General features: G+C 63.2%; 15 protein-coding genes and 2 tRNA genes. 7 read left to right on the forward strand and 10 right to left on the reverse strand.

The annotated features are described in order from the left end of the window. Positions 1-8: 8 nt before the first annotated feature. The 4 genes from D8676_RS23680 to D8676_RS23700 all read right to left on the reverse strand — a co-directional run bounded on the left by D8676_RS23680 (position 9) and on the right by D8676_RS23700 (position 2,697). Entirely contained in the window at positions 9-230 is a 222-nt protein-coding gene (locus D8676_RS23680) for a hypothetical protein (RefSeq protein ID WP_121583561.1), read from the reverse strand. A gap of 363 nt (positions 231-593) precedes the next feature. Then, a tRNA-Pro gene (locus D8676_RS23685) sits at positions 594-670 on the reverse strand. A 735-nt stretch (positions 671-1,405) separates the two neighbouring features. Further along, a complete protein-coding gene (locus D8676_RS23695; protein WP_121583563.1) occupies positions 1,406-1,678 on the reverse strand; it encodes a hypothetical protein in 273 nt (90 codons plus the stop codon). Between the two features lie 107 nt (positions 1,679-1,785). Beyond that, a complete protein-coding gene (locus D8676_RS23700; RefSeq protein ID WP_121583564.1) occupies positions 1,786-2,697 on the reverse strand; it encodes an SDR family oxidoreductase in 912 nt (303 codons plus the stop codon). An 86-nt stretch (positions 2,698-2,783) separates the two neighbouring features. Between D8676_RS23700 and D8676_RS23705 the strand changes: the two genes are divergently transcribed. The 5 genes from D8676_RS23705 (at position 2,784) to D8676_RS23725 (ending at position 7,770) form a co-directional block, all read left to right on the forward strand. After that, entirely contained in the window at positions 2,784-3,368 is a 585-nt protein-coding gene (locus tag D8676_RS23705) for a TetR family transcriptional regulator (RefSeq protein WP_121583565.1), read from the forward strand. A gap of 186 nt (positions 3,369-3,554) precedes the next feature. Beyond that, a complete protein-coding gene (locus D8676_RS23710) occupies positions 3,555-3,935 on the forward strand; it encodes a hypothetical protein (RefSeq protein WP_121583566.1) in 381 nt (126 codons plus the stop codon). A 289-nt stretch (positions 3,936-4,224) separates the two neighbouring features. Next, positions 4,225-5,175: a sugar-binding protein gene (locus tag D8676_RS23715; protein ID WP_121583567.1), complete on the forward strand. Its 951-nt coding sequence runs from the start codon at positions 4,225-4,227 to the stop codon at positions 5,173-5,175. 89 nt (positions 5,176-5,264) lie between these two features. Then, entirely contained in the window at positions 5,265-6,770 is a 1,506-nt protein-coding gene (locus tag D8676_RS23720) for a sugar ABC transporter ATP-binding protein (protein ID WP_121583568.1), read from the forward strand. Positions 6,771-6,807: 37 nt separating this feature from the next. Then, positions 6,808-7,770 carry an ABC transporter permease gene (locus D8676_RS23725; protein ID WP_121583622.1) on the forward strand — a complete coding sequence of 321 codons (963 nt, stop codon included), beginning with the start codon at positions 6,808-6,810 and terminating at the stop codon, positions 7,768-7,770. Between the two features lie 48 nt (positions 7,771-7,818). Here the strand turns inward: D8676_RS23725 and gor are convergent, their stop codons facing one another. The 3 genes from gor to rpiA all read right to left on the reverse strand — a co-directional run bounded on the left by gor (position 7,819) and on the right by rpiA (position 10,680). Continuing rightward, the gene (gene gor, locus D8676_RS23730; RefSeq protein WP_121583569.1) at positions 7,819-9,213 is read right to left on the reverse strand and encodes a glutathione-disulfide reductase; all 1,395 of its coding nucleotides are present in this window, start codon (positions 9,211-9,213) and stop codon (positions 7,819-7,821) included. Positions 9,214-9,316: 103 nt separating this feature from the next. Continuing rightward, positions 9,317-9,961 (reverse strand): DUF2059 domain-containing protein, encoded by a 645-nt coding sequence (locus D8676_RS23735; protein ID WP_121583570.1) that lies wholly within the window; start codon positions 9,959-9,961, stop codon positions 9,317-9,319. Positions 9,962-9,984: 23 nt separating this feature from the next. Next, entirely contained in the window at positions 9,985-10,680 is a 696-nt protein-coding gene (gene rpiA, locus D8676_RS23740) for a ribose-5-phosphate isomerase RpiA (protein WP_121583571.1), read from the reverse strand. A 186-nt stretch (positions 10,681-10,866) separates the two neighbouring features. Here rpiA and D8676_RS23745 point away from each other — a divergent pair, with 186 nt between their 5' ends. Both D8676_RS23745 and D8676_RS23750 read left to right on the forward strand, forming a co-directional pair. Then, complete coding sequence (locus D8676_RS23745; RefSeq protein ID WP_121583572.1) at positions 10,867-11,550, forward strand: HAD family hydrolase; 684 nt, start codon at positions 10,867-10,869, stop codon at positions 11,548-11,550. A 66-nt stretch (positions 11,551-11,616) separates the two neighbouring features. After that, positions 11,617-11,691 (forward strand) — tRNA-Val (locus D8676_RS23750). A gap of 61 nt (positions 11,692-11,752) precedes the next feature. Here D8676_RS23750 and D8676_RS23755 read toward each other — a convergent pair. The 3 genes from D8676_RS23755 to D8676_RS23765 form a co-directional block, all read right to left on the reverse strand. Then, on the reverse strand, positions 11,753-12,082 hold the full coding sequence (locus tag D8676_RS23755; RefSeq protein WP_121583573.1) for an amicyanin: 330 nt from the start codon (positions 12,080-12,082) through the stop codon (positions 11,753-11,755). Continuing rightward, positions 12,079-12,603 (reverse strand): DUF4142 domain-containing protein, encoded by a 525-nt coding sequence (locus D8676_RS23760; RefSeq protein ID WP_121583574.1) that lies wholly within the window; start codon positions 12,601-12,603, stop codon positions 12,079-12,081. Before D8676_RS23760 ends, D8676_RS23755 begins: the two co-directional genes overlap by 4 nt. Positions 12,604-12,685: 82 nt before the next feature. Then, positions 12,686-13,372 carry an RNA polymerase sigma factor gene (locus tag D8676_RS23765; protein WP_121583575.1) on the reverse strand — a complete coding sequence of 229 codons (687 nt, stop codon included), beginning with the start codon at positions 13,370-13,372 and terminating at the stop codon, positions 12,686-12,688. Positions 13,373-13,453: the final 81 nt, after the last annotated feature.

A 13,453-nucleotide genomic window follows, 5' to 3' on the forward strand; every position in this document is an offset into this window, starting at 1 on the left:
CGGAACAACTAACTTTCCGGCTTGACCCAGCGACCGATCTTCCCGGCAAAGTCCATGGGCACATAGAGGCACGACCTGCCCTCGGCATCTGTGGCCTCTATTGCAGCCGGAAACGTATTCTGGCCATGCTCCAACGTTTTGAATGACCAGCCGGTTGCGTCTCCGAGCGGATCACGCGGCAAATCTTCCGGCTTCGTCTCGGTGAACTTAGGCGGCTTGAACGCCGGCATCGGTTTTCACTGGGGGCTTCATGGGGCGAAAATAGCAGACGAACGGCCAGCGTCCATTATCGTATGTTATAGCCCGGCGGCGCCATCGATGTAGCGTGGCTTTCGGGGTTCGACATGGTTACCCACGAGCCGGTGCGGTTAACGAGCCCAAACCCCACCGCGCCGGCTCGCCGCAAACTTCCCGGTCTAGACTGATCCGGATATAGGTTTTTGTCCGGCACCAAGAAGAACACGCGCCTCGTTAGTCGGGGCTTTTCTGCACTTCGGGCGCCGAAACAGGCGCTTTGAGCACCTTCCGTTTCGAATTCAGACCAAGGCACAAGAACGTGCCTTCGGAAAAGACTAGAGATTTCAAGGGATTGATGGTCGGAGTGGCGGGATTCGAACCCACGACCCCTTGACCCCCAGTCAAGTGCGCTACCGGGCTGCGCTACACTCCGGACCGGAAATTGCCTTATAGTTTCGGGGGTTGGGTGGCAAGCGCTAAATCCGCCCTGGAGGATAGAAGCCGATCATTCTGGGTAAAACTCGACCTTCCCCAACGAAAAGTCCCACGGATGCTGGCAAGCCGAGCCTGTCGTGCTCCACCGCCTCGAGTGATCAACCGGAGCCGGCGAGAAATCCTTCGCTTGAAGTGGCGCGAGACGCGGGCCGATTATGAGGGTATCCTTCGACGCCCTGGCTAGGAGACGTCACGATGAAGCGCCTTGCAACTTTGCTCGCCATTCTTTTGTGCGCGGCGGAACTCTCCGGTTGCGCAAACACCGCACGAGGCGCCGTAAAAGACGTCACGACTACAGTCGACGCTGCGGTGGAATAGCCGGCGCGAGGATAGCGACCAGCCGTTCCGACATATCGTATGTTAATGCCGACCGACGCGGTTGCACCTACCATCGCCCGTGGTGGTCCGACATGGCTACCTGGAGCCGGTGCGGTGCAGAGCCCAAAGCCAGCCGCGCCGGCTCGCGGTCGGCAACTAGGCCGAGGTGGGCCTATCAGCACGACGATCGCGCCGAGGTTCCCTTCCCTTTTCCCGGCGCAGGAGCGCCGCAAGCAAAGCCCGCTGCCTGAGGGGAGAGCAGCGGGCTTTTTCGGGCGTGAGCCCATGATCACCCGGGCGGTGACCGCATGCTTAACGGGGGAGGATTCGAATGGTTCCCGAGGCAGCGGCGACGTCAAACCGCCGCGTCGGACCGCCATGACATCGCAGACGCTTCAGGCGCCACGCGATGATCGAAGACGACCGCCATGGTCCTACCAGTTGCGATCCGAACGACGGATTCAACGATCGCGTCGTCGGTCTCCAGACTGGCCGGGGCGGTACCGCGGAAATCCGCCAGGACGGAACGCGTCGAAACAGGCTGGCCGAGCGGATGTCCCGAAAGCAGAGCGGAAACAATGTCGTCGCAGGTGGGAACCCGGTCGGTGTTGAAAGTGGCGGCGCCCATGCGTCCAAACTCCAGGGGACGGACATCACGAAATCGATGCTACGCCTTTTGCGGGCTTTAGCGAGCGCTTTTGTGGTCGGACCACCCTGTGGTGCGATTACGCTGCGTCAACGATAGCCGGTCGCGTCGGCAGACAGGCCGGCCTCCTGCACCTCCACTATATAGCGCCAAGCGTCCGGCTGCGATCCATCGAGATCGGTGAAGCCGTAGACCTTGGCCAGGCCGCCGCTGGAGAGCGACTGGCCATTGAAACGCGCGCGATTGGAATCGGCGGCGAGGGCGGCCACCGCGCGGCCGACGAAGCGCGGCGTCTCCGAGATGACGAAGTGCGGCACGTTCTTCGTGGCGTCCTGCCAATTCTCCTCCTTCACTCCGAAATGCTCGAGCATCATCTCGGACCGCAGCCAGCCGGGCGTGATCGACATGGCGGTCGCGCCGTGCTTTTCCAGGTCCTTCGCATGAGCCCACGCCATGCGGTTCACGGCGACCTTGGCGAGGTCGTAGAAGGGCGACAGCCGGTAATGGTCGGCATTGTACTCAGCCGTGCCGTCGGTCACTTCGACAAGCAGACCGCCGGGCTCCTCGATGAGCAGCGGCAGCGCGTGGTGCGCGGTGATCAGATGCGTGTCGATGCCGAGACGCAGCAGGCGCAGGCCGTTCTCCAGATCATGCTCCCAGACCGGCTTGTCCCATTCGAAGAGAAGCTCGCCGCCCCAGACGTCGTTGACGAGGATGTCGAGACGTCCCTGCTCGGCTCGGATGCGGTCGACGAGCGCCTTCACCTCGGCAGAGACGAGATGGTCCGTCGGCACCGCGATCCCTTTGCCGCCGGCGGCGGTGACGAGCTCGGCGGTTTCCTCGATCGTCTCCGACGACCGCCTGTACTCGGATTGGCGTTCTCGCGTCGTGCGGCCGGTGACATAGACCGTAGCGCCGGCGGCGCCGAGTTCCACCGCGATTCCCCTGCCCGCTCCGCGGGTCGCACCCGCGACCAGGGCCACCTTGCCTTCGAGGGTCATGCGCGTTCCTCCCATGGTTGCGGACGGCTTGGCGTCGGACTCTAAATCATTTATAAACAACTATTCACTTATAAATGAGAGTCAATATGCCCCGAAAAAAAACGCTCTCCGACCAAGAGGTGCTGGTCACGGCCCACAGGCTGATGCACGAGGCTGGGCCGGAGGCGCTGACCTTCGACGCACTGGCCAAGGCCTGCGGCCTGTCGCCGGCGACGCTGGTGCAGCGCTTCAAGACCAAGGCGGGACTCAAGCGCACCACGCTGATGCAGGCTTGGGACCAGCTCGACGAGAAGACGGCGAGCCTCGCCGACAGTTCGCCGAGGACGCCTGATGGCGCGGTTGAGATGCTGGTGGCGCTGTCGGGAAGCTATGGCGGCATAGAGGCCTACGCCGAGGGCCTGATGGTGTTGCGCGAGGATTTTCGCGATCCGGACTTGCGGGCGCGAGGCGCCGCCTGGAAGAAGGCTCTGTCAGCGGCGCTCGACGAACGCTTTGCAAACATGCCCGGCGCGCCGCGCGACATCGGGCTGTTGCTCGCGACGCACTGGCAAGGGTCGTTGCTCTGGTGGGGTTTCGAGCCTACGGAAGAGATTGGAGCATACATCGGCAAGGCGCTGAAGCGCTTCATCGAGAGCCTCACGCCGGGTGGCGCCAAAGCTAGGCCTCGATAGCGGCCTTGTCGATGACGGACCACGCCATGATGTCGTTCCGTCCTCCGCAAACTATTCCGACGCCGGGCAGTTCGACGCCGAGAATTCCACGGCCCGAGTGTAGTGCAAGCCAGGCTTCGGTCCGTTCTAGCGGGTATTGCGTCGTCACCTGCCTTCGGCGATGCTCACCATCGAGGGAGGACCACAATGATGAAAAAAATGCCAGCACTCCTGCTGCTTCTGGCAGCGGCGGCCTGCACGTCGGCGCCGCAGGCATCGAAACCTTCGGCAACGGGCGGGTCCGGCGCCGGAAGCTCGGTGACACTGACGGATACCGATCGCGGGACCATCGAGGCGGCCGTGCGCGCCCGCGCCGGACAGCCATCTGCCACCTTCCGCACCATGATCGCCCAGCGGGACGCCGGCGGAGCGGTGACCGTCTGCGGCTATTTCAATCCGGGAGCTGGCGACACGCCTTTCGTCGGCACGCTGGTTCAGGGCGGTTTCATCGTGACGGATCTTGGCGGCCCGACGGAGCGCACGATAGCCGTGCAGCAAGCCTGCCACGGGCGCGGCATCTACATCTGAGTTGAACGCCGGTGCGAGCCAAGCCGCTTCGAACGCAGCGCCCCTAGCGCACGGATGCGCCACACTCAACGATCAAATTGTGTGATTTGTCCGACAATTCGTGATTGACTCCGTTCCAGAGGTCCGTTTAGCTGACCTCGGAAACTCGAATTCTGGCGGATAAGGACGGCGCGTTGGAGGGCGCGCCACGGGTTTCGCACCGGGAGTTCCCATCGGCCTCCCCTTCGCCTTTACCTGCCCTATATGCCGCTGCGTTTCCGCAAACGAACAACGGAAAAGGGAGGAATTCATGAAGCTCGGACTTGCAAGCGCCCTGCTGGTGACTGCCGCATTGCTGGCGACCGGCGCCGTGGCGCAGGAGAAGAAGCAGCTTGCCTTCGTGGTGAACGGCGCGTCGGACTTCTGGAAGCTCGCCGAGGCCGGCGTGAAGAAGGCACAGGACGAACTGCCGAACTACGACCTTTCACTGAAATATCCCGAACAGGCCGCCGCTGCCGTGCAGCAGCGCCTGATGGAGGACCTGGTGGCGGGCGGCGTGTCGGCCATCATGGTGAGCGCCGTCGATCCGAAATCGTCAACGGATTCGCTGAACAAGATCGGCAGCCAGGTGCCGCTCTTCACCACGGACAGCGACGCTCCCGACACCAACCGCATCGCCTATATCGGCTCGTCCAACACCGACGCCGGCAAGCAGGCGGGCGAGATCGCCCTGAAGGCCCTGCCCGAAGGCGGCAAGTGCATCGGATTCGTTGGGTTGCCGGGCGCCGACAATGCGCGCGAGCGTATCGAGGGCATGAAGTCGACCATCGCCGGCTCGAAGGTCGAACTGATCGACGTGCGCGGCGACGACATCGACCAGACGCGCGCCAAGCGCAACGTCGAGGACGCGCTGGCCGCCAACCCCGACATCGACTGCATGGTCGGCTTCTATTCCTACAATCCGCCGCGCATCTACGAAGTGCTGAAGGAGAGCGGCAAGCTCGGCCAGGTGACGGTCATCGCCTTCGACGAAGACCCGATCACGCTGGGCGGCGTGCGTGAAGGCACCATCGCCGGGACGGTCGTGCAGGATCCGTACGAATGGGGCTACCAGGGCATGAAGCTGATGGCGAAATATCTGGAAGGCGACAAATCGGTCGTGCCAGAGAACAAGCTAATCATCGTGCCCACCAAGATGATCGACAAGTCCAATGTCGACGCGTTCGAGGCGGAACTGAAGTCGCGCATCAGCGGCGGCTGACGCCTTGGAGCGAACAGGCCGGCCCATTCTCCCAGCCGGCCTGTTCGGCGCGTATTGTTATCCGACGAACCAATCAGCATAGTTCGCCGATGCCAGAGCCGTTCCTGAAGATGACGGGAATCTCGAAGGTGTATCCCGGCATCAGGGCCGTGGACGACATCAGCCTTTCCGTCAGCCAGGGCGAGGTGATCGGTCTCGTCGGAGAAAACGGCGCCGGCAAGTCGACGCTGATGAAGATCCTCGGCGGCGTGGTCGCGCCGAGCGCCGGCTCGATCGAGCTCGACGGCTTGGCGATGGAGCGGCTCACCGTCGGCGGCTCGATGCGCGGCGGCATAGCCTTCGTGCACCAGGAACTGAACCTCTTCGAGAACCTGACCGCCGCGGCGAACATCTTCATCGGCCGCGAGCCGCTGAAGGGCGGGCCGCTCAGGCTGATCGACGAGGAAGAACTGAACCGGCGGGCGGAGCCCTATCTGAAGCAACTCGGTGCGGATTTCGCCCCGGAGACGCCGGTCGCGAGATTGTCGCTGGCGCAGATGCAGCTGGTCGAGATCGCCAAGGCGCTTTCGCTGAAAGCGAGGCTTGTCATCATGGACGAGCCGACATCCAGCCTGACCGCGTCGGAGACCGAGCGGCTGTTGAAGATCATCGCCCGGCTTAAGGCCGAAAGTGTGTCGGTGATCTTCATCTCGCACCGCCTCGCCGAGATAGAAGGTTGCGCCGACCGGGTCGTCGTGCTGCGCGACGGCAGGCGCGTCGCAGAACTCGGCAAGGTTGAGATCCATGCCGAGACGATGATCCGCCATATGATCGGTCGCGACCTCAAGACCCTCTACCGCCCGCCGGCCAATCCGCCGGGAGAGTCCATCCTCGAACTCACCGGCGTCAGGACAGCCTACCGCCCGGAGCAATCCGTCAGCCTGTCGGTGCGGCGGGGCGAGATACTCGGGCTCGCAGGACTTGTCGGCTCCGGTCGCACCGAGCTTGCGCGCACCATTTTCGGCCTCGAGCCGCTCGAGGGCGGCTCGATCACGATCAAGGGCGTCGCAGCACCGATCGCCTCGCCGAGCGCGGCGATCGCGAGAGGACTTTATCTGGTGCCGGAAGACCGGAAGCGCTCTGGTCTGATCGTCGATTTTCCAATCCGCGAGAACATCACGCTCGCCAATCTGGAAGCGCATGCGAAGCGCGGATTGATCGACTTCGACGCCGAGGAGAAAGACGCCTTGAAGCAGCGCCAGCGATTGGACATCCGCTCCCGCGGCGTCTCGGCGCCAGCCAGTTCGCTGTCGGGCGGCAACCAGCAGAAGGTGGTGCTGGCGAAATGGCTGTCTATGGAACCGCAGGTGCTGATCTTCGACGAGCCGACGCGCGGCGTCGACGTCGGGGCAAAAAGCGAGATCTACCGGCTGATGCGGGAGCTTTCCGACCACGGCGTAGGCATATTGATGATCTCCTCCGACATGGAGGAGGTGATCGGCGTCAGCGACCGTGTCGCGGTCATGCACGAAGGACGCATCGCCGGTTTCCTGGAACGCGGCGAGCTTTCGGAACAGTCTATCCTGTCGCTGGCGGTCGGAAGGATCGCGGCATGACGTCCCTGCCCCGCCTCACCGGAAAACGCACCCGATGATCAACCGCAAGGATCTGTGGCTCCTCATCCTCATCATCATCGTCGGCACGGTGGTCGCGATCATCAATCCGCGGTTCTTGTCACCGATCAACCTGTCAAACACAGCGAACCTGATCGGCCTCTTCGGCATTTTCGCCGTCGCGCAGGCCTTCGTCATCATCTCCGGCGGCATCGAGCTGTCCGTCGGCTCGATCATCGCGCTGCTCGGCGTGGTCTTCATCGACCTTGTCGCGAGCGAGGCCGTGAACCCGGCCCTTGCCTTCGTCATCGTGGTGGCGATCGGTTGCCTGATCGGCCTGCTGCACGGTTTTCTGGTCGCCAAGCTCGGACTGCAGCCCTTCGTGGTCACGCTCTGCGGCCTGCTCATCTACCGCGGCATCGCGCGATATTACACGGAGGATGCAACGGCGGGCTTTCCGTTCGGCGCAAGCTTTCCGACGCTGGAATGGCTGACCGCGGGTCGCTTCTACGGCATTCCCCATAGCCTGATCGCGTTCATCGTGATTACGCTCGTAATGGGCGTGGTGCTGCACAAATCGGTGTTCGGGCGCTACCTTTTTGCTGTCGGCAAGAACGAGGAAGCGGCACGCTACAGCGGCATCCACACAGCCCGCATTACCATAGCCGCCTATGTGATCTGCTGCGGTCTGACGGCGGTCGCTGCGGTCTTCATCGCCATGTACACGCGCTCGATCTCGCCTTCCTCGCACGGCAATTTCTACGAGCTTTACGCGATTGCAGCGGCGGTGCTTGGCGGTTGCTCGCTGCGTGGCGGCGAAGGTTCGATCGTCGGCGTGGTGCTCGGCACCGTGCTGCTGCAGGTGCTGCAGAACCTCGTCAATCTGCTCGGCATCCCGAGTTCGCTGAACTTCGCCGTGATGGGCTCGGTCATCCTGATCGGCGTGCTCGCCGACCAGCAGATCTCGCGGCGGGCGGCACGCGTGAAGGCGCCGGCTGGTTAGAGCTTTCGTGGCAATTCTGGACAGAAACTGATCCTGCCCTCACGTAATTTAGCAGGTGGTGCGGACGCCGTCCTTCACCAGATAGGTCGGCTTATACATGGTGACGAGTTCTTCCGCGGCGGTCGGATGCACTGCCATGGTGCGGTCGAAGTCATCCTTGCTCAGTCCGGCCTTCAGCGCGATGCCGAGGATCTGCGCCATCTCGCCAGCGTCCGGCCCGAGGATATGGGCGCCGAGCACCCGCCGCGTGGCGGCGTCGACCACAAGCTTGGTCAGCATCCGCTCCTGCCGGCCGGACAGAGTGTGCTTCAGCGGCCGGAACGAGGCGCTGTAGATTTCGAGGTTGGCGAAACGTTTCGCCGCTTCGTCTTCCGCAAGCCCAACCGTGCCGATCTCGGGCTGCGAGAAGACGGCGGTGGCAATGCAGTCGTGATCGGGCTCGGTCGGATTGTTCTTGAACGCCGTCTCGACGAAGCACATCGCCTCGTGGATCGCCACCGGCGTCAGTTGCACGCGATCGGTGACGTCGCCGATCGCCCAGATGTTCTCGACATTGGTGCGGGAAAAGGCATCGATCAGCACTTCGCCCCTGGCGCCTGTTTCCACACCGGCGGCTTCCAGCCCAAGGTCCTCGGTGTTGGGGATGCGGCCGATGGCGAGCATGATCTCGTCGGCGAAAAGAACATCGCCGCTGTTGAGTGTAGCGGCGAGCATACCGTCGTCCCGCTTTTCGATACGCTCGAAGATGGTGTGGCAGCGGATGCGGATTCCCTTCGCGGTCATTTCCTCATGCAGCCGGCTCCGCAAGTCCATGTCGAAGCGCTGCAATATCTCCTTGCCGCGATAGACGAGCGTGGTGTCGACGCCGAGCCCGTGAAAAATATTGGCGAACTCTACCGCGATGTAGCCGCCGCCGGCGATTGCAATCGACTTCGGCAGGCGCGGCAGGTCGAAGGCCTCGTTGGAGAAGATACAGTGTTCGTGTCCGGGAAGTGCCGCGTGCGGATTGGGGCGGCCGCCGGTGGCTATCAATATATGCTCCGCGGTGACGGTGCGGTCCTCGCCTTCGAGACGGATCGTGTGCGCGTCGACAAGCGTGGCGCGGCTGTGAAACGTATCGCCGCCGGCCTTCTCGACCCCGCTTTCGTAAACGCTGGAGAGCCTGGCGATCTCCTTGTCCTTGTTGGCGATCAGGGTCGGCCAGTCGAAGCTCGCCTCGGGCACGGTCCAGCCATAGCCCGCAGCGTCGGCAAAATGCTCAGGGAACTGCGAGGCGTAGACGAACAGCTTCTTCGGCACGCAGCCGCGGATGACGCAGGTGCCGCCGAATCGGTACTCCTCCGCAATCGCCACGCGCTTGCCGAGCGCGGCGGAGACGCGTGCGGCGCGCGTACCGCCGGAACCGCCGCCGATGACAAAAAGATCATAGTCGTATCGGGGCATGGCTCTGGTCTCCGCGGAAGGTAGCGAATGACAGTTAGGAGGGGGCGGCCAAAAAGAAAAGCCCGGCACTTGGCCGGGCCTTGGTCCACGCGAAAGGCGCGGCTTACTCGATCGGCGCGTCGAGCCCCTGCAGCAAGGGCGCTTCGCCCTCCGGAGCAGTAGCGCCACCTTCGGGAGCGGGCGCCGGCGCGGCCGCGCCATCCTGCTGTGCCGGAGCGGGATTGCCGCCGGCCGCCTTCACCTGCGCGTCGACAATGTCCGAAATCTGCTTGCCGACTTCCGTAGCCAGGTCGCGGGAGATGCCGCGCTGCCAGATCTCGGCGGCCTTGACCACCTCGCGGGCGACGATCGGGCCCGAGGCGAGCAGCTTCTTGCCGGCATCGCTGGTGTAGAAGGCGGTAATGGCCTTCAGCTCGGCCTCGCTGAAGATCTTGGCGTAGGCGATCGCCGCCTCGCGCTCGAGGTCGGCGCGGCGGCCGGCAAGCCCGAGCGCCTTTTCGTCGACGGTCGCGATGATCACTTCCGTCAGATCGGGATTCTGCTGGATGAGTTCCTGCTTGAGCGTCTGCGCAGCAGCGGGAAGGATGACGTCGTAATTGTCGGTGGCATTGACCGCATCGATGGTCGCGCGCGCGGCCGCGAGATGCGACTCGGCGATCTCCTGCGCATGGGCCTGCGATGCGGCTGCGACAAAGGCCGACGCTGCCAGGACGGCGGCGATGCGGCGAGCGCGGTTGATCAACTTCATGATCGGAAGAACTCCCTGGTTTGTCAGTTTGCCTGGACGGTCCTGATGCCGTCGGCGCCCGCAATGATCGCCAGCTTGGCCAAGCCCAGGAACAGTCCGTGCTCGACGACCCCCGGAATGGCGTGAAGAGCATTCGACAGCGCTCTTGTATCCGGAATGCGGCCAAAAGATGCATCCAGGATCAAATGCCCGCCGTCTGTAACAAAAGGCTGGCCGTTCGTCACCCTCAATGTAAGCGGCCCGGACAGGCCGAGTTCGCCGGCAGCGCGTACGATCGCAAGCTCGGTCGCCTTGAGGCCGAAGCGATTGACCTCGATGGGCAGCGGAAAGCGACCGAGCGCCGGCACCAGCTTGCTGTCGTCGGCAATCACGATCATGCGCGCCGATGCGGCCGCGACGATCTTTTCGCGGAGCAGCGCCCCGCCGCCGCCCTTGATCAGGCTGAGTTCCGGCCCGATCTCGTCGGCACCGTCGATGGTGAGGTCGAGTTCCGGCGTTTCGTCCAGCGTCGAGAGGCCGACGCCAAGCTCGGCGCAGAGAGCCGCGGTCCGTTCGGAGGTCGGCACGCCGATGATCTTCATGCCGGCCGCGACCTTTTCAGCGAGCAGACGGACAAACTCGGATGCGGTTGAGCCGGTGCCGATGCCAAGCCGCATGCCGTCCCGGACATGCGCAAGCGCAGCCCGCGCCGATTCGATCTTCAATGCCTTCGGATCCATGCCAGTTCGCCGCCCTGAAATCGTCGGGCGCTCCTAGCATCTTTGGCTCGGACAGCAAAGGCCGCCGACCCAGCCACATCGATAGGAGCGGCAAAAGGTCGGCTTGCGCAGCAATTCGGCAGAAGGTATCGGCCAACCATCGTCGAATTCTCCCGCAGCACTTTCAACAGGCAGGACCGGCATACGATGGGCAAGCCGATTATCGTTTTCGACCTCGACGGGACGCTGGTCGACACCGCACCCGACCTGCTGGACAGCCTCAACCACACCCTGGATGCCGGCGGCATCGCCCGCACCGACGCGGCGGGCTTCCGCCAATTCGTCGGCCATGGCGGCCGCGTGATGATCGAGCGCGCCTACCAGGCGCAGCGCCGCGCCCTGCCCGTGGACGAGCATGACCGGCTGTTCGCCCTGTTCCTCGCGCACTACGGCTCGAACATCCCCGGCCAGTCAAAACCCTATCCAGGCGTTGTCGAAGCCCTGGAGCGCTTCCGGACCGCCGACTATCTGCTCGCGGTCTGCACCAACAAGACGGAGGACTTCTCCAAGCGCCTCCTGGTGGAACTGGGCATGAGCGGCTATTTCGCGGCCATCTGCGGCCAGGACACGTTCGCCCATCGCAAGCCCGACCCGCGCCATCTGACCGAGACGATCGGGCTCGCCAGTGGCGACGCAGCCAAGGCTGTCATGGTAGGCGATTCCCGAACCGACATCGACACGGCGAAAGCGGCAGGCATCCCCGTGGTGGCGGTCGACTTCGGCTATACGGACCGTCACGTACGGGAGTTCGAGCCGTCCAGGGTTATCTCGCATTTCGACGAACTGACCCTTGAACTCGCCGAACGCCTGATCGCGGCGGCGCGCGGCTGAGGCAACTTGACTTCGAAGGCGGCCGCAGCCTATATCGCGGCGCGCTACGGCCTCAGGGTCGACGGCGGGCGATTAGCTCAGCGGGAGAGCACACCCTTCACACGGGTGGGGTCGCAGGTTCAATCCCTGCATCGCCCACCATGATCTCGCAAAGAAATCAGCCAGATATAAATAGCGGCTTTCCAGCAGCGGCAGCCGTCCACTATCGAACCTTGATCGTGCCCGTCATGTTCGGGTGGAAGCGGCAGTAGTACTCGACCGTATCTCCGGCCTGCACGATTCGGGTGGCCACCTGGCCGGCCGGAATGACGATATCCCAGCCTCCCTTGACTGTTGCGGTGTGATCGAACGGATCACGGTTCGTCCATTCGATGCGATCACCTACCGCTGCTTCGATATTCGCCGGGACGAACGCCAGATTCTCGATGCTGACATGGATCGTCCCGTTGTGGGCGCGCGATCTGCCTCCTGAGGCGAGGACGACAGCCCCCGCCGCAAGGAAGACGCGCCGGTTGAGCGCGCGCGTGGTCATTTCAGGCTGGCCGCCACGTGTTCGGCATGCTGCTGATGGCCCTGGAAGAGCTTGAGCCCCGTTTCCAGCAGGCTCTTGAGTTCGGCGTTCTCGGCTGACGGGATGAGCAGCGTCTGCAGCGCGTCATTGACCTGCTTGTGGTAGGCGACCTCGTTGTCGATATAGGCCTTGTCGAACGCGGCGCCTTCAAGCTTGCCGAGTTCGGCGCGCTTCTCTTCGGCCGCCTTCGTCAACGCCTGGCTCGTCGGATTGTCCTCCGGCGTCACGTTCAGCTTCTTGACGAGGTCGAGCGCCTGCACGTTGACGGCCTCGTGATCCTTGACCATCGACTGTGCGAACTCGACCACTTCGGTGTTCTTGGATTTCGAGATCGCAAGCTTCGCCGCCTCGATGTCGATCACGCCTGCGGTATAGGCGATGTGGGCGATCTGCGGATCGGACGGCTTGTCCTGAGCCGGCGCGAACTGAGCGAGGACAAACAGGAAGGCGCCACCCAGCGCGGCCTTTAAAATGGTTTTCATGGACGTTCTCCTTGGCGCCGGGACCGGCGCATTGAGTTACATCCATTGGATGCCAGCAGAGGCCGATGGTTCCCGGATCGTTTCAGAGGCCGAGTTTGCCGAGCACGGCGGCTGTCAAACGATCGCAACGCTTTCCAGCAAAAGGAAACGCGTCGAGGAGAACCGGCCCGATCTCGTCCTCGAGTCGCTGCCTGACCAGTTTTCGCGCCCGATGAAGCCGGGTTTTTACGGTCGTAGGCTGGATCTCGAGAAGATCGGCAGTCTCCTCCACGCTCAGACCTTCGACCACCCGCGCCACAAAAACGGATCGGAACGGACCAGCCATATCGTCGATCGCCCGCTCGACCAAGCGGAGGAGTTCACGCTGGGCGGTCAGGCGTTCGGGATCGAACTCGGTCACGTTTCCGGGGAAAGGTATTATCCGTGCGTCATCGTCGATGGCTTCCACGGTGATGCCTCTCTGGCTGAGCCGCTTGCCCTTCCGCAACCGGGTCAGCGCCTCGTTTATGGTGATGCGCGACAGCCACGTGGAGAGCGTGGAGTCGCCGCGAAAACTCTCCAGATTCGAGAAAGCGCGGAGATATGCTTCCTGAAGGACGTCCTCCGCCTCCTCGTCGCGTTTGACGATTGCACGAGCCAGCCGGTACAGTCGCTGGTTGTGGGATTTGATGATCGTCCCGATAGCGCCCCGATCTCTTTGCGCCGCCCGCCGCGCAAGGTCGATGTCGTTGGTTTGGCGTTTTTCCGCAGTTGCAGTCGAAACAGGCATCGGTCCACTCCGTCCGTAAGCCTATTTGACGGCAGCGTATCGAAAAGGTTCCCGCCAAGCCCAAGCGAGAAACCTTCAGGG

Source organism: Mesorhizobium sp. YM1C-6-2, assembly GCF_003666685.1.
In the GTDB taxonomy this organism is placed as follows: Bacteria; Pseudomonadota; Alphaproteobacteria; order Rhizobiales; family Rhizobiaceae; genus Mesorhizobium_K.